The sequence below is a fragment of the Nocardia sp. NPDC004718 genome (genome assembly GCF_053601535.1).
This window is the reverse complement of sequence record NZ_JBSGCA010000062.1, coordinates 1-17,795: the sequence shown is the minus strand read 5'-3', so window position 1 is coordinate 17,795 and position 17,795 is coordinate 1. Positions and strand designations below refer to the sequence as shown.

Below are 17,795 nucleotides of genomic sequence, written 5' to 3'. Positions count from 1 at the left end.
GACATCTCATATAATCCGGACCCGGGGTCCGATTTCAACAATACGGACCACGGGTCCGTTTTTGCAACTGAAGGAACCGCATGACCGAGCGCAAGCCCCGTAAGGACGCCGCCCGTAACCGCGCGGCCGTCCTGGCGGCCGCGGACGCCCTCTTCGCGCGCAGCCAGAGCCCTGACGACGTCACCATGGCTGACGTCGCAGCAGCGGCCGGCGTCGGCAAGGCCACACTCTTCCGGGCCTTCGGTGACCGTGCCGGGCTGCTCCGGGCGCTGTACGAGGCACAACTCGAACCGATCAGGGACGCCGTCGAAACCGGCCCCCCACCCTTGGGGCCCGCCACCCCACCGCGCCAGCGCGTACTCGCGCTGCTCGACGCCGTCCTGTGCTTCAAACTCGACAACCGCCGTCTCGCGCTGGCCCTGGAGGAAAGCGGGAGCAGCAGCCCATACCAGGCCGAGCATTACGTGCGATGGCACAACCTGCTCCAGACCGTACTGGAGCAGATCCCCGGCCTGCCCGACAACGACTTCACCGCCCACGCCCTGCTCGCCGCCATCCGAGCCGACCTCGTCGAACAACTGGCCGGACAAGAGCGCATACCACGCGAAAAAATACGGGCGCAGCTGGCGAACTTCGCCACCAGAATCCTGGGCTCTCCCTCCGTACCGGGGTGATTGCCGAGCCCTGATCAAGCATCAGGCGACTTCTAACAGGCCGGGCTCGCAAACGACCGCCTGTGATAAACCACTACAATCTTGGACAGAACGGCGTTCTCCCAGGACGGAGTCTCGCAAAATCCACCACATGGACACCCCGCGAAACCGTGTCCCGCCGGTGGCTTGGGATAGTGTCTCCACGTTATGGACACAAGATCGGGTACGCGCAGGTGTCCACCGCCGACCAGAACCCGCAAGCCAACTCGATGCCCTCGCCGCCGAGGACTGCCTGAAGATCTACACCGACCACGCCTCGGGCATCCGCGCGGACCGGCCGCAGTGGCAAGCATGCCTGAAACATCTCCGCCCCGGCGACACCCTGATCGTGGAGGATCGACCGACGCGGTCGCAATCTGCGCGATCTGATCGACATCGTCGTCGGCCTCCAGGACCGCGGGGTCGGGGTGCGGTCGCTGACCAACGGGATCGTCGACACCACCACCGGCCAAGGCAAGTTGGTGTTCGGCATGTTCGCGCTCATGGCCGAATACGAAGCTGCACTGATCGCCGAACGCACCGCTGCGGGCCTGGCCGCCGCGCCGGCCCGCGGCCGCATCGGCGGCCGCACACCCAAAATGATTCCCGTACTGGTCGAGCGGGCCCAGCGCATGTACGACTCGAATACATTCGCCATGGCCGAGATCGCCTCCACTTGCGGATTCACCCCCATGACCATCTACCGCCACATCCGCACCGACCCAGCGAGCGCAACCCCATGAGCGACACCTTCACCCTCACGATCACCGACACCGGGCACACCCCCCTGGCCGCCGTCGTGCACGTCGATGCCACTGGTACCCACCTGGTCACGGTCTGCACCCCACCCCACGTCCGGGGAGCAGGTTTCCAGGCCTTGGCCGAGCTGGATTTCGCGGACCTGATCCACACTGCGGCCGCACCCCGATCACCGGACCCGGCACCCCTGGCTTAACCGGCAGGGCCCCGTAACCGCGCCGCGACCTTTCGATTTCGAGGTCACCTACTGGCGTTTGGGATCCATTACCAAGGTCGCACGCCACTACGACGTGCCCCACCGCATCGCCCAACGATGGATCAAAGCCCTACAGCACCAGAGGAACTGGCCAACCCGTGGCCAGTGAAGAAAACCCGACCACTACGACCACGCTAATAGCCACCGGCCGTTATTCTTATACCTCGGTGGCACGGATCCTTACCAAAATCACCGCCGAACCCGAACCAAGCCCCTGAACGCCAGTTTTCGAGTGGTCGAGCTCTGAAACGGCGCGAACTCGGTCATCTACTACAGCAAGACTGCCGAGATCGCGTCGAACCGGCGCGACGAGCAGGAGATGAGTGTGCTGTGCCTGCGGATCTGCCACACCCTGGTCTATGTCAACGTGACGAGCGCGGCCTGATCCCGCTGTTCTGGTCTCACGTGCTGCCTTATCGGGAGGTCAAGCTGAACATGGCCAGCCGGCTCCCCTTCAGCGGCGGCTGATCAGCCCGGCCCGCACGGTACCTGCTTTCGGCCCGCACCCGTGCGCCAGATCCAGCAGACTCGAATCTCCCCGCGCGCATAGTGATGAACAGATCTGCGGTCGGCTCCAGCACGCCCGACAACGCTAGTAGCCGACCGTGAATCGGCGTTGCACGAAACGGGGAAGTTCGGCTTCGTCGAGTAGGGCAACCGCGGCGTCCTCGATAGAGATGCGGCTGTGACCGTCGGCGTCGACTATGCGCTTGTCCTCGCCGATGCGGAAGCGCCCGGTGCGCTCGCCCGGTGCGATCAGTTCGGCCGGGCTGAAGTAGGTCCAGCGGCGGTTCGAGACTCGCAGCACGTTCAAGGCGTCCCGGTGCCCGCGCACGGCAACCGCGTAATCGGCTGGTAGACCGAGACCTTCGAGATCCCGGTGGAGCTGATGGTCGTCGTCCGCCCCCACTCGGCCGGGCTCGAGTTCGAGGCTGCCTGCGCCGCCTACCACGATGAGCCGAGTGCGAGGATGGGTTTCCAGGGCTTTCAGCAGGGTGCGGGCGGCCGTCGCGTAGACGGTCGGATCGGCGATGGAGCGGGTGACAGTGTCGTCGAAATCCTTGGCGGCGTTGCCGGGTTGGTAGCAGCTGACGAGCACATCGAGGCCGGGGAGCTGGGCGGCGACGGCTTCGCTGTCGAAGATGTCGAGATTCGCCCAGGTCAGATTCTGGTGTGCGGCGTCGGCAGCGGCAGTGTCGCGGGTGAAGGCCCGGACATGGTGACCGCGGGATAGGGCCTCGGCGACCACACGCTGCCCGATATTGCCGGTCGCACCGATGACGCCGATGAACATGTTTCCTCCTGAGGTATCGGAAGCGCGAGATACGCTGTGATAAAACTATACGGCGTGCAGTTATAGCGCAACATAAAACTTCCTCACACTGAGGTATTGTCGCGTGGTGGCTACTGCGACACCGACCAGGCGGGAACGTCGCCGTACCGAGACAGCGGCGGAGATCAAGGAGGTCGCCCTGCGGCTCATGGCCGAGGGCGGCCCCGGAGCGATCACGCTGCGCGCCATCGCTCGAGCGATGGGGATGACGGCCAATGCCGTCTACAGCTACTTCAGCACCCGCGACGACCTGGTGACGGTCCTGATCCGGGACGTCTACGGCGAGTTGGCTGATTCAGTGATCGCCGCCCGCGACACCCGCGCGCCCGACGACGCGGCCGGGCGAATCATGGCGTGGGCCCGCGCATTTCGCGAATGGTCACTGGCGAATCACGACGGGTTCCGGCTCATCTACGGCGATCCGGTGCCCGGTTATCAGCCACCGGAGGGTGGTGCGGCACCGGAGGCTGAACATCGGGTGTGCGTCGGGCTCACCGAACTGGCTGCGGGCGCCTGGCCTTCGGCCCGATCACTTTACACCGACTACGGATTCGAATGGTCGGACTTCGACCCAGCTCTGGTGGAGAAGGTCCGCGCAGAGTTCCCAAATCTCCCGCCGGCGGTGATCGCGGTCGCCCTGCGCATCTGGGGCCACCTGCACGGCCTCGTTTCGCTGGAGATTCGCGGCAGTCTCGGTGCACAGACGATCAACCCGGACAAGCTCTACCGCAACGAGGTAGGTGCTCTGATCCGCTCGTTCGGCCTGGAACCGCCCACAATCTAGCAGTTTCGATTCGAAACATCCGATTTACCGCGACGATGTATCTGGGCGAGGCACTAACTGCGGGCCGCCGCGCGGCCCCTCCAGTGTTCCGTAAGCCGATCTGCCAACGGAACACCGCGGCGAGAACAATCCGAACCGCGGCCGAACCGGGCGGCGTTGGGGCTGGCGCTGGATCTTGGTCATGAAATGCGTCAGCGCGGTGCGCACCGCCGCTGCGTCCTGCTGGTCGAGCGAGTTCCGTAGGTCGCGGTCCAGTTCGTTGACGATCATGACACTGCGGCCGCCGCCGGAGCCGGCTGCCGCACACATTCCCCGGTTCTTCTCCGTGACGGGTATCCGAAGAATGCCGACAAAAACTTGTAGCTATTCAGGGAAGTAGCTGGGGTCGGGTTGGCAGGTGAGGTCGGTGGCGGGGAGGGTGCCGTCGCGGAAATAGGTGTTGACGATGTCGTTGAGGCAGGGGCTCATGCCTGGGCGGAAGGTGCCGTGGATGCGGGTGTCTGCCAAGGTGACCAGTCGTGAGGCTGTCAGGGCCTGGTGCATCGCAACGCCTTGCGGGTAGGCGGTGCGGGTGTCGCGGGTTGCGTGCACGATCAGCGCTTGTGTGGGGTTGTGCACTCGGGTCGGGGGTTCGACTGGGTCCGGCCAGTAGGCGCAGGCGGTGATGTTGTTGGCGAAGGCGCCGAACACCGGTTGGATCGCCCGGGCACCTTCGATGTTGCGGTAGTACCACCCCGGATCTCGAGGTGCGGCCTTGTCGCCGCATAGGACCGCGGCCATCCCCGGGGTCTCCAATGGAACGGCGCCGCTGATCTTCGTCTTCAGTAGTTCCATGTTGATGGGCAGTCCCGATACTCCGTCGGCGATGACGCGGACGACTTCGGCGAGGTCGGTGTTCAGTTTCGGGTTCAGCAGCAGCGCCAACAGCATCATCGGCACGGTGTGTTCATCGATGAGGTAGCCGTTGGCGAAGATCGGATGCCCGGCGGCGCGGCGGATCATGTCCTCGACAAAGGCCCGGACCTGTGCTCGGCTGCTGCCGAAGTGGTAGTCGCCGTTGTGGCGGGCGGCCCAAGTCGCCCAGTCGTCGAGTCCGGCCTCGTTGGCCGCGCCCATGTCCTGGAACATGCCTATCCATGCGCGGTCGGGATCGATCGCGCTGTCGAGCACGATACGGTCACTGTGCTGGGGGAACATCTGCGTGTACACCGCTCCCAGATAGGTACCGTAGGAGCCGCCGTAATAGTTGAGCGTGCGTTCACCGAACGCACCGCGGATGACATCCATGTCCCGGGCCGTGTTGCGGGTGGTGATGTACCGGGCCTTCTCCGGATCAGATGCTAGACAGGAAGCGGCCAGGGCGGCGGCCAGGGCGGCATCCCGCGCGTACCCGAAGACGTCGAAACCGGCCGAGAACAACATGGTGGGCAGCGGCAACGCACAGCTCACCCGGTCGGATCGGCCGATTCCACGCGGGTCCATGCCGATGAGGTCGTAGCGGGCACGCACGTCCGGTGTGAACGCCTGCCCGGCACCGGCCATCATGCGAAGGCCCGGACCGCCGGGTCCGCCCGGATTGGACAGCATGATTCCCCGCCGATGGGCCGGATCCGTAGCCGGGATCCGCGAAATCGTCACAGTCAGCGTCCGGTAGTCCGGACGGCTATAGTCGAGCGGGACGACGATGCCTGCGCACTGTGCTCCAGCACCGTCGAGAACCGTGTCAGCGCAAGGCTGCCAGTCCAACTGCTGGTGATAGAACCGCTCCAACCCGCCGGTGATGTCATCGGCCGGATCGGCGTTCACCGGTCCCGCAGGCAGAGTGACCGCCAGCATGATCCCCAGCACGAGCCATCGAACCCACCATATCGGCATCAAAACTCGCGCCTACGCCCTTCGCTGTATCTGCCCCGAACTCCGCACACTGCGACTTCCAGAGGCCCCAAGCCTACACGCCACGAACCCGGCACCGATTCACCCGAGCTGGCTTCGGCGAAGTGCCTCCCCGGCCGAATGCAGATTGGCGCCCGCTCAAAGCCCTCGCCGGCGGTGTATCAGTCCCTTGGGCGACAGTGCCATCGGCAAGCGCAGATCCGACTACCTTGCGGCAGTCAACCATTGATCGAGGTGGCTGTGGCGCTGGGGTACACCCCCGGCACCCGCTCATAATCATCATGTTGTCGCGTTGTGCAGTCAATCCCGGTAGATCCGATACGCCTTGCGATCGGCGGCAGACGCGCTTTCACCGATTGTTTCGGCGGCGGCCAGTAGCGCCTGGTGGACGTGTGGCGGGGCGGTAATGTGCAGGCTATAGCCTTGGCCGCGGCGTATTTACTGGCCGTGTCGCAGGGGGCGCTCGGTTTCACCGAGGTCGCCGCTGTGGCCGGTGAGGTGGCGGGCGATCTTGCCCGGCATCTCGATTCGGATCGGGTGCGGTTCGTCGACACCAGCGGGTGCGGGTTGTTCGGGGCGGCCGGGCAGAGGGTCGGCGACAGCGGTGCGGATCGCGACCGGCTCACTTGGTGGCGGCGGGCCAGAGCGGCGATGCTGGCGCCTTCGAGGTATTCCTCGCGCACCTTCTCCAGCGCCCCGATAGTTTCGATCCCTCGTCGATCGCCGCGGTCACATACGGCCGGCCGATCGGCAACCGGTGCAGCTCGTCAACCACGATCACATCCGCCGGGGTGTGATCGATCTGCACCCGCTCCAGCAGCCCTTCCACCAGCGGCGCGGAACCGCCCGATGCCCGACGCGAGCGAGCTGCGTCGGCCCCTTCCCGCGCGGTGACCACCTTCGCCTGGTCCAGCCGGCCGATCCGCCGTACCACCGCCGACCGGGACGGCGGTCGCAGGCCCTTGGCCCTGCACTTGTGGGTCATCTCCCGGCAGATCGCCGCCACCGAACGACGCTGCCGCGTCAGATACCTCGTCCGCAGCACCTTCCGGACGATCCATTCCACCTCATCGGGCAGTCGCTCACCACCGCGTCCGCCGCTCGACGTGCCCGGCAGCAGATCCGAGGCCAGGCCGTCCCCGGACCGCCACCGTTTCACCAGCGCATACACCTGCCGACGTTTCAAGCCCAGCTCTGCTCCGGCTTCGTCGGCGGCAGCAACACTCACCCGATCGTTGTGCGCAAGGCGGCCGATCACCTCCGCTCGGTGCACCGCCGACTGCCAGTGCGACTTACTGCGGTGACCACACCGCGGTCCACGGCCTTGGCCGTATCGTCGGACATGCCAATGCTCTCTCGTGCACACGACTTCGAACGAAAAGCACAGTAGTGCAGGCGAGTTTCCGACAGGCCGATGTTCGAAGTCCACTGCAAACAGAGCCGCACCCCCAGGACAATGGTACAGAGGAGTTCGAACATTGACACCGGACCACACCGCCCGATGGCGCGAGTGTTCGAGAACCGATCTTGGGCTCGACGGATCACTGCATCACCGCGGGGATAATCATTTCGGCGTGGAGGCTTAGGTGCGGGATGTCTGCTGCTGTCAGGACGAGGTGTGGCGCCGGTGGCGGGCTGGTGAATCGTTCAGCTCGATTGCCCGGGCGCTCGGGCTGCCGTTGCAGCATGTGCGGAGGTTTCTCGCTCAAACCGGAGGAGTTCACCGGCCCCACCACGGCGACGCACTCAGCACCTGACGATGGCCGAGCGCAATTCGATGTTCGCATCAGTGTCTTACCGGGGTGGGGGTCGTCCCGGGTGAGAGGGTCAGCTGTGCCGGTTCGTCAACCGGTTTGGTCGGTATCGGCCTCGGCGCAGCCGGTGTCGAATCGCAGGCGCTCGAGAAGGTGGCGGAGGGTGGCGCGCTCGTCGGCGTCCAGTGCTGCGAACACTTCACGCTCGGACACCTCGATGACGCGATCGAACTCGGCAAGCCAAGCTGCTCCGCGTTCGGTGATGTCGACGATGTGCCTGCGCCGGTCGCTCAGATCGCGACGGCGCAGTGCCAAGCCATCGTGTTCGAGGTCGTTCAGTAGCGTCACCAACACGCTCGGGTCCACACCCATGTCCTCGAGCAGCCGCTGCTGGCTGAGCGCACCCTCACGACTGAGCAATGTCAGTATCTGGGCGTGTGGAGGTTTCCTGCCGTAGTCCTCGCACGCCTTGCTGATCAGGCTGCTTGCCGCCCGCGCGCGCTGTGCCAACACCCAACCCAAGCGATCGTCGAGCATGCCTCATCGTATCCGAAAAATAATCATTGAATAATTTCAACGATCTGGTAGCTTATATCATTGGTATCTGAAAATCGAAGCTGTTGAGGTGACCTGTGTACGTCGCTTACGTCGTAACCGCTGTCTTGCTCGCCTTCGTACTGACCGACTCGGCACGAGCCAAACTGATTCGCGAGGAGAAGGTCACCAGCCGACTCACCGGGCTGGGCGTACCGGTGAAGATGTTCCCGATGCTGGCCGGACTCGAATTGGCAGGCGCAGTCGGGCTTTTGGTAGGCGTGTTCCGCAGCCCGATCGGCACGGCAGCAGCCGTCGGCGTGGTGCTCTACTTCCTCGGCGCGTTCGGCACACACATGCGCGGGCGAGACTGGAAAAACAGCCCCGCATCAGTGATCTTCTTCTTCGTGGCCGCGGCCGCCCTTGCGCTACGCGTGGCGAGTTAGCTCTCGAACGAAGCAAGTCGAGGTGTCCGGTAGCTGACAAACTTCCGCTAGTGCCCGGGCCTGCAGCTGTCGCCGTCTCGCCGGGGCGATCGCGGCTTCGGCATCTCGCCGATAGGACTTGTCAGCGTGCGGTCCATCCGGTGGGCAGGGCTGCTGTTCCGAGGTGGACTCCTACACCAAGGCCCGCGGCGCCTACATCGGCCGCAAACCGGCCCTCACCGCCGAGCAGGCCGACCGGCTATGCGCCCGCGCCGCCGGCGGGAAATTGAAAACAGCGCTGGCCGAGCAGTTCGGCGTGAGCCGTGAAACCGTTTACGCCTACCTGCGCGCCGAGACCGCCACGGCCTGACCGGCGGGAGTTCCGGTGTCGAACAGGTTGTTTCCGGCATTGTTTCGCCATGGGGAGCTCCTTGACGCAACCGGTCGGTTCTTGTTCTAGGATGTGGGAGTTTTCCCGATGGCGGGAAAGGGTTCGCTGTCGAACGGTGTGCGCGGCGAGCGGTGTGGGCTGCAAGAGTAGGCCTGGATGTGATGAGTGAGTGGTCTGTGGTTGTGGCCTGCCTCCGCGATCCCGGGTCCGGGCGGCCGCAGCGTGTGACGGGCATGGTGAGACCCTGCCCGGCGAGGGCTGTAACCCGCAATGGATAACGCCATCACCCGGCTACTGAAGCAGACTGCCCGACGAATGGGTGTAAAGGTCCCAGAGGTAGGCAACGCAGTCACGGAACGGATCAAGACGGGCACCGCGCACGCGAGGGACACAACCGGCAAGCACCTCACGGGTGACGCCGACAACGCCCGCTCCCTCCGAGCGAGAACCGGCCACTCCCAGACGGAGAGCACTCACCCGCGCCGCGCCGATGAACTCACACCGCACTCGGCGGGGGACGATGACCTGCCGGAAGACGAGGTTCTGATCACCCCGGCGGATAAGCTTCTCGAGAGCATCTACGGGGACTGGTATCACACCGACCGCTCCTTCCTGGCCCGCGAATATGCTCGTTCGTTGGCCTCGCTACCAGAGAAGATGCACCGCATCGTCGCAGACCACATGAGAACACGACCTCACGGCGGAATCTGGCTCGCTGAGACCAACCTGTTGGACATGGGCCATCCGGAATGGTCGGCGGCAGTGAGAGTCGACAAGCCCCGCGGTTGGCCTGATGGCGCCACCTGTAACGATGTCGGCGGTGCGTATGACTCCAGACACCGTGCGATGCTGGTGGGTGGCAAGCGCTCGGGAAGCGCTGACACCGCACTCCACGAGTTCGGTCACGCGCTCGACGACGCCCTCGTCTGGCCGAGTCAGGGAGCGGCGTTCACCGAGGTTCATGCCAGGGTGCTCCCACTCATCCAACAGACAAGCCCCAAGGCCGCCGCGTACTACGCACAGCGGATTTCATGGCCGGGCCGAAGCCGACAAGTAAGCTACCGCCACCAAGTTCAGTAAGCTGTTCATCGACTCCGCTTCCCTATCGATGTCGTTCGTCATCGCCATCCTGCGCAAGGATTCGGCCTCGGTGAGCAAGCTAGGGCCGCAGGCTTTCTGCCGGGCCACGCTTCGTCATCGCCTGACCAACTGGCGAAGGTGGGATGTGTCCGGAAGGCGGGTTCGCCAGAGAGTTGGCCGCGACCGAAGACCGCAGCAGACAACGATGCCTTCGCCGACACCCGTCGATGGATCCGCATCCTGCACTGAGGCGGCACTCCCCAGCAGCGCGAAGTCTTCGCGACACACCTACCGCCAGAGTATTACGCTGCTGGGATGGTGCCCGCTTCCCATCTCGCAGCCTTCGCTTTCGCCGCACTGGTCATCGTGGCGATCCCTGGTCCGAATGTGCTGTTCGCCATCGGACGGGCGTTCACGCTGGGCCGCCGCCCAGCATTGCTGTCGGTGCTCGGTGCGACACTGGGATCGACTGTGCCTTTGACAGTTGTTGTTCTGGGCCTCGGCACGATTCTGGCCGCATCGGCAATCCTGTTCACCGTCATCAAGTTCGTGGGCGCGGCCTATCTGATCTATCTGGGCGTCATGGCGATTCACGATCGCAAACAGATGGCCGCCGCGCTGGAATCGGCTGCGGAAAAGCCGGCCGCAGGCCGGATCGTGCGTCAAGGATTCGTCGTCGGAGCGACCAACCCGAAGGCATATGTACTCCTCGGCGCAGTGCTACCCCAGTTCGCCGTCCCCGAGGCAGGCGCCCTACCCATACAATTGCTCCTCCTGGGCGCGGTCTGCCTGGCTATTCAGTTTGTTTCGAATAGCAGTTGGGCGTTGCTGGCCGGTACGGCCCGTGCGTGGTTCGTGCGCTCCCCACGCCGTCTCGAGGCAGTGGGCGGTACCGGTGGGCTCATGATCATCGGCCTCGGCGCGAGCGTCGCACTGAGCGGCAATTATTAGCGGCCGACGTGCCAGCTTCTTACGGCGTGATGATGACCAGGTCGCACACGGCGCACAAATTTCCTCGGCTTCGACGCTCGACGCGGGGTGCTATCACTGCGGCGGCGCCGAGCCGGTTCAGCATCGCGACAAGTCGATTGATGGCATCCGCGGACGGGCCCAACATCGTCATTCGGGCGGGGTCAGAGCCGAGTTCAAGTGTCCACAAATTGATTTTCATTTTGTGGCGTACCGGTCCCCGTCCGCCAGCACCGGCTCGCCGCCGGGTCGCTTGATAAGCGTGACCGCGCCGATCGCGCCGGTGGCGGTGGCGGTGGCGGTGAAGCCGGATGTGCACGCCGCGCGGGCCGCCGCGACCAGCGGGTCGGCCAGGCTCGGGGCAGTTCGGACGCCGCGGCGACGACCCCGGTGACTGTGTCGCGGGCGTCGTCGGACAGCGGGCCGGGCACCTCGGGCGACACCGCGTCGGCCAGCGGCAGCAGCCACAGTCCGGCTTGAAGCGAGGAAAGCCCCTGGACCAGCTGGAGGTACTGGGTGAAGAACAGGTAGGCGCCGCCGATGATCACGCCGCTGAGCATGATACACAGCGCGGCGGCGAAGCCGCGCCAGCCGAACAGGTGCAAGGCGATTGAAATCACCGCCATTCAACGCTACAAGTCATGGCCACGGCAAGTGGCCGAGCTTGCGTGGATATTCGCCGGTTTCCTGGCGCCATCGGCGCCCCAATCGATCGTGGTGAAGGTGGGTCCACTGTCGCTCCGGGCGAAAACGACGCGCCTCAGAGCCGAAGTCGACTCGCACGAACCCTGGCCTGCGTCAAGTGGTCATAGAAGGAGCTTCCCATTATTACTGGGAATGGTTATCGTTATTTGGTGCTTGAGCTTGGAGGGTTTGTGAGACATCTGCTGAGGGTTGGGAGCTGGGTCGGGCTCGATGAGAACGCGCCGAGTGCGGCAGCTTGACGCGGTGCGAAAGATTCTCGACTGGGCCGGGGGCGCGCGGGCTGCCGGCGCTGATGGGGTGCCAGGCTCGCAGCTCACTGAGCATCGCCGCCGCTGCCCGGTTGATCAGGGCGCACTGGGTGGATCTGGACGGTCATCTGTTGCTGGCCGACGACTCGTGGACAGGGCTGGGCGGTGTGGACGGCACGCTGCGCCGACCGGCCGGGCCCGGACTCGGGGTGCGGCGCGTGCGAGCGGCCGCATGAGGGGGCTGGGGCTGTTCGGCACGTTCCCGCTCTCGGTGCGCTTGCTGCTGGTCAACCAGCTCGTCGGCAACATCGGGTTTTTCATGCTGGTGCCGTTCCTGGCCGAATATCTGCGCACCGATCTTGCGCTGTCGGCGGCGGTGGTCGGCGTGGTGCTCGGCGTGCGAAATCTCAGTCAGCAAGGGCTGTTCCTGGTCGGGGGTTCGGCTTCGGATCGTCTCGGCGCGCGGGGAGTGATCATCGTCGGCGCGAGCATCCGGGCAGCGGGGTTCGCGCTGTTCGCCGTCGGCGGCTCACTGCCTGCGGCGCTACTCGCGTCGGTGCTCACCGGATTCGCTGGCGCGCTGTTCAACCCGGCGGTGCGCGCCTACATCGCCCGCGACAGCGGCGACCGGGCAGCCGACGCGTTCGCCCTGTTCAACATCTTCGGCAATACGGGCTCGGCCTTGGGCCCGGTTGTCGGGACGCTGCTGGTAGGGGCCGGGTTCCGGTTGACCGCGGCGGCCGCGGCCACCGTCTTCGCCGGATTGACCATCGCTCAGCTGATCCTGCTGCCCGCCCGGCCCACACCGCCCAGGGACACCGCACTGCGCGCGGATATCGCCCGGGTGTTCGCCGATCGCCGGTTCTGGGCTTTCGCGCTCGCGCTCATGGGCATGTTCGCCCTGCAGAGCCAGATCTATTTCCTGTTCACCCTGCAGGTGCAGGAACTCGCCGGGTCTTCCGCCGGCCCCGCGGCGGTGGCGGCGCTGTTCGTCGTCGAGACGATAGCGGTGGTGGCCCTACAGGTTCCCATCACCAGGATGCTGTCCCGACACACAGATCGTGGCTCGGCGATGGCGCTGGGGATGGCGGTGCTGGGCACGGCATTTCTCGTCCCGCCCGCCGCGCGAGTCGTCCTGTCGCCGGGCGGCGACGGTCCGATCGCCGTCGCGGCGCGAGTCGCGCCGGTCGTGGCGGCCGCGGTGGCGCTCGCGCTCGGTGTGATGGCCGTGCAGCCGTTCGTGAACGAGGCCATTCCCCGCTTCAGCGGACCGCACCTGACCGGCACCTACTTCGGCGCATTCTATCTCGCCTCCGGCGTGTTCACCGTGGTGGCCACCACCGTCGTCGGCGTAGCCGTCGACCATGCGGGCGGACCACTGACCTGGCAGCCCGCCCTCCTGTGCGCGGGCGTCGGATCGCTGTCCGCCGTCGCCGTGCTGCTGTTGCGCAAGCGCGGCAGCCTGCCCGAGGCCACCATATCGCAACCCCGACCGATCGACGCGACGCCGAGTCGCACGGCGAAAGGCGATTACTCCCGATGACTTTTCACGATCAAGGTCCGGTCCTGCTCAGTGAAAACGTGCTAGCACCGTGTTGCGATCGCAGCCGCATCTGGACGCGACCATCAGTGCCGCCCAGGGAGCTGGGTGCGGTAGGTGTGGTCGTCACACACAGCGGCACAACGACCATCATTCTGCTGGACGACACCGATCTGGCGCTGCCCATGAAGATCACAGTTGCACAGCATGCCTGCGCCGACTCACCGCAGCGGCCACTGCGCACCGCACATTGCGGCTCACCCCGCCGGATCGGACGACTCCGCCCCGGCACGCTTCTGAGATGAAGATCCGATGATCACGGTTACCGATGTCAGCTTCTCCTATGGCGGTCAGATCGTGCTCGACGGAGTCGGACTGATCGCCGAACCCGGCACCACCGTCGGCTTGATCGGGCCCAACGGCTCGGGCAAATCCACGCTGCTGCGCCTGCTCTACCGCGCGCTGCGGCCCCGGTCTGGTGTGGTGACCATCGACGACACTCCGGTCGAGGTACTGCGCGGCCGGACGCTGGCGGCGCAACTGGCCGTCGTCGCGCAGGAGTCGCCCGCCGAGACACCGATCACCGTCGCCGAGACAGTGTTGCTCGGCCGCGCCCCGTGGGCCAGTGCGCTGCAAGGCTACTCCCGCGCCGACCGTATCGCCGCTGCGGCGGCGCTGGTTCGTGTCGGAGCCCGTCACCTGGCCGATCGCCCTTACACCGCGCTCTCCGGCGGCGAACGCCAGCGGGTGCTCATCGCCCGAGCCCTGGCGCAACAAGCCGACCACCTGCTTCTGGATGAACCGACGAACCATCTCGACATCGGCTACCAACACGAATTACTCGGCCTGATAGGGGATCTGACGACCACCACCACGCTGGTAGTGCTGCATGATCTGAATCTGGCCGCCCGCTATTGCGATCGTCTGGTGCTCCTGCACCGAGGCCGGGTGGCCGCCGCCGGTCCGGTGGAGGAAGTGCTCACTCCGAGCATCCTCCAACCCGTCTACGGCGTCTCCGTCCACATGTCGGCCGCCTTCGGCGCGATTCAACTGCTGTTCGGCCCACGCGACGCGGGACCGCCCGTCGAGTTCCTGGATTCCGCAAAGGCGGCTGTTCGATGACCGGGACCTTGCCCCGCACCGAGGACGCCGACGATCTGGACCACGCGCGCCACCGCGCGACGACCGTGCTGTGGCTGGGCGGGCTCGGCGCCACGCTGGCCGCGGTGCTGATCGTGGCCACCGGGCTCGGCCCGGTGTGGGTGCCACCCGGCACCGTCGCGCGCATCATCGCCCACCACCTCTTCGAAACGCCTATGGTGGCGGACTGGACACCAGCCCAGGATTCCATCGTCTGGCTGGTGCGCGTGCCGCGCGTGCTGCTCGGGGCCATGGTCGGCGCGGCGCTGGCAGTCGCGGGAGCGGTGCTGCAAACCTTGGTACGCAACGTGCTCGCCGACCCGCACATACTCGGCGTCACCTCCGGCGCCTCGACCGGCGCGGCGGTGTCGCTGCTGTTCGGCGTCACCGCGGCGACCGCGAGCACGCTGGCGGCAAGCGCGTTCGCCGGTGCGCTGGCCGCGACGGTCCTGCTGTTCGCCATCGCCAGAGTCAACGGGCAGATGACCTCGCTGCGGCTCCTGCTGGGCGGGGTCACCATCGGCTACCTATTTTCCGCGGCCACCAGTTTCCTGATCTTCGCCTCCGACAATCAGGAAGGCGCCCGGACGGTGTTGTTCTGGCTGCTCGGTTCGCTCAGCTCGGCTGGCTGGTCGTCGGTGGCCACCACCGCGCTGGTCACCGCGGCCACGGTCGGTTCGCTGCTGCTGCTGGCGGCCAGATTGGACGTGCTCGCCGCGGGTGACGACACCGCACGCGCGCTGGGCCTGTCCCCGGTCCGGCTCCGAATGCTCGCGTCGGGCGTCGTCGCGCTCGCCATCGGGGCGGTCGTCGCGGTCGCCGGCGCGATCGGCTTCGTCGGCCTGATCGTGCCGCACGTCGCCCGCCTGTGCGGAGGCGGGACGCATCGCAGACTGATCCCGCTCTCGGCAGTACTGGGCGCACTGTTCCTGGTCGTCGCCGACGTCGCGGCCCGCGTGGTGTTCGCCCCCCGCGAACTGCCGCTGGGAATCGTCACCGCCGTCGTCGGTGCGCCGCTGCTGCTAGTGCTCATCCGCCGGTTCCGGCACTCACCCACCTGAAAAAACTCTGTAGAGAGGAATACCGATCCTCGTGTCCATAGGTCTCACCCGGCTGGCACCCTTACCTGTCGCGCTGCTCACCGCGGCGCTACTCACCGGCTGCGGCAGCCCCGCCCCCGCCACCGTTGAGGCATCGGAAGGCTTTCCGATAACGATCGCCAGCTGCGGCCGCGACGTCACCTTCACCACCGCGCCCCAACGCGTGGTAACGGTCGGCTCCGTCGCAGCCCCGCTCATCGCGGCCGCGGGCGCCGCCGACCGCATCGTCACCCGAACCTTCGAAACCGCGCCCTTCCCTGGCCAATACGCCGACGCGCTGAAGGGCATCGAAATCACTGCCCCCACCGGCGAACTCGCGCGCGAAGAGATCATCAACCGCACCCCCGACCTGGTCGTGAGCTTCGAGGGCGCCGCGATCACACCAGACGATCTGGCACGGGTGCGCATCCCGCTGCTGGTGACCCACGGCTACTGCCGTGATGCCGGGGGCAACTACGACGACATTTTCGCCGACATCGAGCTGTACGGCCGACTGTTCGGCACGTCCGCGGCGGCCAACACCGAAGTCACCGCCTTGAAACAACGCGTAGCAGCGGTCGCGGACCGCCACCGCGCCGAGCGGATAGCCCGGCCCGCCGCGGCGCTTATCACCTCGCGCGACGGCGCCAAGCTCAGCGCCTACGGCAGCACCAGCACCGTCGCTACCCAAATGCGAATCCTCGGGTTGGACAATGCCTTCGGCGACGTCGCCAAGCGCAACTTCGACGCCAACACCGAAACTCTCATCCAACGCGACCCCGAGGTGATCATCCTGCTCACCCAGGGCACCCAGACCCCGGAATCGGCCCGCAACGCCCTACGCGAGCGCCCCGAACTGGCCGGGCTGCGCGCGATCCGCACCAACCGAATCATCGCCGTCCCGTTCGGCTACACCGGCCCCGGACCGGTCGCCGTCGAGGGCCTGGAAGCGCTCGACCGCGAACTCGGAGCACAGCGGTGAACGCCGCCACCGACTACCGGCTGCGCGTGGCTCGCCCGAAGGATCTCCCCGGTGCCCGCAGCGTCATGCTCGACACCTTCTACAAAGTGTTCGGCATCGGCTACCTGCCCGAACACCACCACGACGTCATCGACCCGGAAACCGCCTATCTGCACCACCCGCTCAACCGGCTCTGGGTCGCCGAGCACGAGGGCCGCATCGTCGCCACCACCGCGATCCGCGCCCAAGGCCCTCGCCACCCACCACACCCGGCGTGGCTGGCCCATCAGTTCCCCGACCACAGCACCGCACAGCTATTCCGCGTCTACGTCCGTCCCGAACACCACCGGCACGGCCTAGCCACACACCTGGTCAACGCAGCGATCGACTACGTCTCCGCCACACCGCAGTTCGAACGGCTGTATTTACACACAGACGCCAGAACCCCAGGCGCCCTCGATTTCTGGGTAACCTTCGGAAAGATCATCCACGACGCACGCCAGCCCGACCCCGGATTCCAGACCGTTCACCTGGAAATCCCCCTGACTCGCCTCGGCGAGTGTCGGAGAGACGGTTCTGGCTCGCTTCGGTGACGCAACGTGAAGGTCTGCCGACACGATGCCTCGATGGGTGTAGTGTATGTTGCTGTCGGGCTTGCTTTCTCGCGCTTGTCGACACTGGTCGTCGACGCTGTTGGCGATGAGGGTCGCGGATCGGGGCGCGGGCCAGGACAGCGCCGGGTCCGGCGGTGCGCTCGTTGCAGCGCGGCGTCAGCGAAGATCCACAGCTACCACCACCGGACAGGGGTGGATCCGCCGATCGACGGCTGTCCGGTGGTCGGGCGGGTTCGGCGGCTGGTCTGTCCGACGCCGCTGTGCCGCCGGGCCTTTCGTCAACAGGTGCCTGGCCTGCTCGAGCTCTACCAGCGTCGATGTCTCGTCATACTGCGGTTGTCGACGGAACGGATCGATGTCCTGACCGACCGCAAGTCTGACATGCTCGGAGCGTGGCTGCGTGACAACCCCGGCGTCGAGGTCGTCGTCCGCGACCGATCAGCCACCTACGCCGAAGCTATCTGGCGCGCACGCGCCAGATAGCACTGGTAGGCCGCTTGCGAGGTTTCTGCTGGGACGGTTCCTTTTCCAGCGGCCTCCAGCCCGAGTGAAGTGGGCCGCCGACGAGGTGCCCGTGGCTCGGGTCCTTTTCCGACGGCCTCTTCCCGAACCGGACAGGCGGGGTTTCCCCGCATCCG

General features: G+C 66.0%; 19 protein-coding genes and 1 pseudogene. 15 read left to right on the top strand and 5 right to left on the bottom strand.

Features of this window, described 5'->3' with window-relative positions:
* Window positions 1-80: 80 nt before the first annotated feature.
* The 3 genes and pseudogenes from ACWEH3_RS31150 (at window position 81) to ACWEH3_RS31140 (ending at window position 1,647) form a co-directional block, all read left to right on the top strand.
* The gene (locus ACWEH3_RS31150; RefSeq protein ID WP_450023832.1) at window positions 81-674 is read left to right on the top strand and encodes a TetR family transcriptional regulator; all 594 of its coding nucleotides are present in this window, start codon (window positions 81-83) and stop codon (window positions 672-674) included.
* 130 nt (window positions 675-804) lie between these two features.
* Window positions 805-1,435: pseudogene (locus ACWEH3_RS31145) on the top strand (recombinase family protein).
* Window positions 1,432-1,647: a hypothetical protein gene (locus ACWEH3_RS31140; protein ID WP_450023834.1), complete on the top strand. Its 216-nt coding sequence runs from the start codon at window positions 1,432-1,434 to the stop codon at window positions 1,645-1,647. Before ACWEH3_RS31145 ends, ACWEH3_RS31140 begins: the two are co-directional and overlap by 4 nt.
* Before the next feature lie 652 nt (window positions 1,648-2,299).
* Here ACWEH3_RS31140 and ACWEH3_RS31135 read toward each other — a convergent pair.
* On the bottom strand, window positions 2,300-3,001 hold the full coding sequence (locus tag ACWEH3_RS31135) for an NAD(P)-dependent oxidoreductase (RefSeq protein WP_450023836.1): 702 nt from the start codon (window positions 2,999-3,001) through the stop codon (window positions 2,300-2,302).
* Between the two features lie 106 nt (window positions 3,002-3,107).
* Between ACWEH3_RS31135 and ACWEH3_RS31130 the strand changes: the two genes are divergently transcribed.
* Window positions 3,108-3,824: a TetR/AcrR family transcriptional regulator gene (locus ACWEH3_RS31130; protein ID WP_450023838.1), complete on the top strand. Its 717-nt coding sequence runs from the start codon at window positions 3,108-3,110 to the stop codon at window positions 3,822-3,824.
* A 363-nt stretch (window positions 3,825-4,187) separates the two neighbouring features.
* On the opposite strand, the gene ACWEH3_RS31125 is transcribed toward ACWEH3_RS31130, so the two are convergent.
* The 3 genes from ACWEH3_RS31125 to ACWEH3_RS31115 all read right to left on the bottom strand — a co-directional run bounded on the left by ACWEH3_RS31125 (window position 4,188) and on the right by ACWEH3_RS31115 (window position 8,008).
* Complete coding sequence (locus ACWEH3_RS31125; protein ID WP_452358442.1) at window positions 4,188-5,672, bottom strand: alpha/beta hydrolase; 1,485 nt, start codon at window positions 5,670-5,672, stop codon at window positions 4,188-4,190.
* Between the two features lie 667 nt (window positions 5,673-6,339).
* Window positions 6,340-6,945 (bottom strand): DNA-binding domain-containing protein, encoded by a 606-nt coding sequence (locus tag ACWEH3_RS31120; protein WP_450023842.1) that lies wholly within the window; start codon window positions 6,943-6,945, stop codon window positions 6,340-6,342.
* Window positions 6,946-7,561: 616 nt separating this feature from the next.
* Window positions 7,562-8,008, bottom strand: a complete 447-nt coding sequence (locus ACWEH3_RS31115; RefSeq protein ID WP_450023844.1) for a MarR family winged helix-turn-helix transcriptional regulator — start codon at window positions 8,006-8,008, stop codon at window positions 7,562-7,564.
* Window positions 8,009-8,103: 95 nt separating this feature from the next.
* On the opposite strand from ACWEH3_RS31115, the gene ACWEH3_RS31110 reads away from it, so the two are divergent.
* The 4 genes from ACWEH3_RS31110 to ACWEH3_RS31095 all read left to right on the top strand — a co-directional run bounded on the left by ACWEH3_RS31110 (window position 8,104) and on the right by ACWEH3_RS31095 (window position 10,852).
* Window positions 8,104-8,451, top strand: a complete 348-nt coding sequence (locus ACWEH3_RS31110) for a DoxX family protein (protein ID WP_450023846.1) — start codon at window positions 8,104-8,106, stop codon at window positions 8,449-8,451.
* Between the two features lie 163 nt (window positions 8,452-8,614).
* On the top strand, window positions 8,615-8,800 hold the full coding sequence (locus ACWEH3_RS31105) for a helix-turn-helix domain-containing protein (protein ID WP_450023848.1): 186 nt from the start codon (window positions 8,615-8,617) through the stop codon (window positions 8,798-8,800).
* Window positions 8,801-9,136: 336 nt separating this feature from the next.
* The gene (locus tag ACWEH3_RS31100; protein ID WP_452358441.1) at window positions 9,137-9,901 is read left to right on the top strand and encodes a hypothetical protein; all 765 of its coding nucleotides are present in this window, start codon (window positions 9,137-9,139) and stop codon (window positions 9,899-9,901) included.
* 315 nt (window positions 9,902-10,216) lie between these two features.
* Window positions 10,217-10,852 (top strand): LysE family translocator, encoded by a 636-nt coding sequence (locus ACWEH3_RS31095; RefSeq protein WP_450023852.1) that lies wholly within the window; start codon window positions 10,217-10,219, stop codon window positions 10,850-10,852.
* 194 nt (window positions 10,853-11,046) lie between these two features.
* Here ACWEH3_RS31095 and ACWEH3_RS31090 read toward each other — a convergent pair whose 3' ends face one another.
* A complete protein-coding gene (locus ACWEH3_RS31090) occupies window positions 11,047-11,496 on the bottom strand; it encodes a hypothetical protein (protein WP_450023854.1) in 450 nt (149 codons plus the stop codon).
* A gap of 371 nt (window positions 11,497-11,867) precedes the next feature.
* Here ACWEH3_RS31090 and ACWEH3_RS31085 point away from each other — a divergent pair, with 371 nt between their 5' ends.
* The 7 genes from ACWEH3_RS31085 (at window position 11,868) to ACWEH3_RS31055 (ending at window position 17,640) form a co-directional block, all read left to right on the top strand.
* A complete protein-coding gene (locus ACWEH3_RS31085) occupies window positions 11,868-12,059 on the top strand; it encodes a hypothetical protein (protein WP_450023856.1) in 192 nt (63 codons plus the stop codon).
* A complete protein-coding gene (locus ACWEH3_RS31080; protein WP_450023858.1) occupies window positions 12,056-13,366 on the top strand; it encodes an MFS transporter in 1,311 nt (436 codons plus the stop codon). The genes ACWEH3_RS31085 and ACWEH3_RS31080 overlap by 4 nt, the downstream gene beginning before the upstream one ends.
* Before the next feature lie 309 nt (window positions 13,367-13,675).
* Window positions 13,676-14,485 (top strand): ABC transporter ATP-binding protein, encoded by an 810-nt coding sequence (locus ACWEH3_RS31075; RefSeq protein ID WP_450023860.1) that lies wholly within the window; start codon window positions 13,676-13,678, stop codon window positions 14,483-14,485.
* Window positions 14,482-15,564 carry a FecCD family ABC transporter permease gene (locus ACWEH3_RS31070; protein WP_450023862.1) on the top strand — a complete coding sequence of 361 codons (1,083 nt, stop codon included), beginning with the start codon at window positions 14,482-14,484 and terminating at the stop codon, window positions 15,562-15,564. Before ACWEH3_RS31075 ends, ACWEH3_RS31070 begins: the two co-directional genes overlap by 4 nt.
* 31 nt (window positions 15,565-15,595) lie before the next feature.
* Window positions 15,596-16,564 carry an ABC transporter substrate-binding protein gene (locus tag ACWEH3_RS31065; protein WP_450023864.1) on the top strand — a complete coding sequence of 323 codons (969 nt, stop codon included), beginning with the start codon at window positions 15,596-15,598 and terminating at the stop codon, window positions 16,562-16,564.
* On the top strand, window positions 16,561-17,136 hold the full coding sequence (locus tag ACWEH3_RS31060; RefSeq protein ID WP_450023866.1) for a GNAT family N-acetyltransferase: 576 nt from the start codon (window positions 16,561-16,563) through the stop codon (window positions 17,134-17,136). Before ACWEH3_RS31065 ends, ACWEH3_RS31060 begins: the two co-directional genes overlap by 4 nt.
* Before the next feature lie 306 nt (window positions 17,137-17,442).
* Entirely contained in the window at window positions 17,443-17,640 is a 198-nt protein-coding gene (locus tag ACWEH3_RS31055) for a hypothetical protein (protein WP_450023870.1), read from the top strand.
* Window positions 17,641-17,795: the final 155 nt, after the last annotated feature.

Coding starts and splice junctions, on each gene's coding strand:
- ACWEH3_RS31085 (WP_450023856.1), top strand. CDS start 11,868: ATGGGGTGCCAGGCTCGCAGCTCACTGAGCATCGCCGCCGCTGCCCGG.
- ACWEH3_RS31080 (WP_450023858.1), top strand. CDS start 12,056: ATGAGGGGGCTGGGGCTGTTCGGCACGTTCCCGCTCTCGGTGCGCTTG.
- ACWEH3_RS31090 (WP_450023854.1), bottom strand. CDS start 11,496: ATGGCGGTGATTTCAATCGCCTTGCACCTGTTCGGCTGGCGCGGCTTC.
- ACWEH3_RS31150 (WP_450023832.1), top strand. CDS start 81: ATGACCGAGCGCAAGCCCCGTAAGGACGCCGCCCGTAACCGCGCGGCC.
- ACWEH3_RS31070 (WP_450023862.1), top strand. CDS start 14,482: ATGACCGGGACCTTGCCCCGCACCGAGGACGCCGACGATCTGGACCAC.
- ACWEH3_RS31095 (WP_450023852.1), top strand. CDS start 10,217: ATGGTGCCCGCTTCCCATCTCGCAGCCTTCGCTTTCGCCGCACTGGTC.
- ACWEH3_RS31140 (WP_450023834.1), top strand. CDS start 1,432: ATGAGCGACACCTTCACCCTCACGATCACCGACACCGGGCACACCCCC.
- ACWEH3_RS31115 (WP_450023844.1), bottom strand. CDS start 8,008: ATGCTCGACGATCGCTTGGGTTGGGTGTTGGCACAGCGCGCGCGGGCG.
- ACWEH3_RS31100 (WP_452358441.1), top strand. CDS start 9,137: ATGGGTGTAAAGGTCCCAGAGGTAGGCAACGCAGTCACGGAACGGATC.
- ACWEH3_RS31135 (WP_450023836.1), bottom strand. CDS start 3,001: ATGTTCATCGGCGTCATCGGTGCGACCGGCAATATCGGGCAGCGTGTG.
- ACWEH3_RS31075 (WP_450023860.1), top strand. CDS start 13,676: ATGATCACGGTTACCGATGTCAGCTTCTCCTATGGCGGTCAGATCGTG.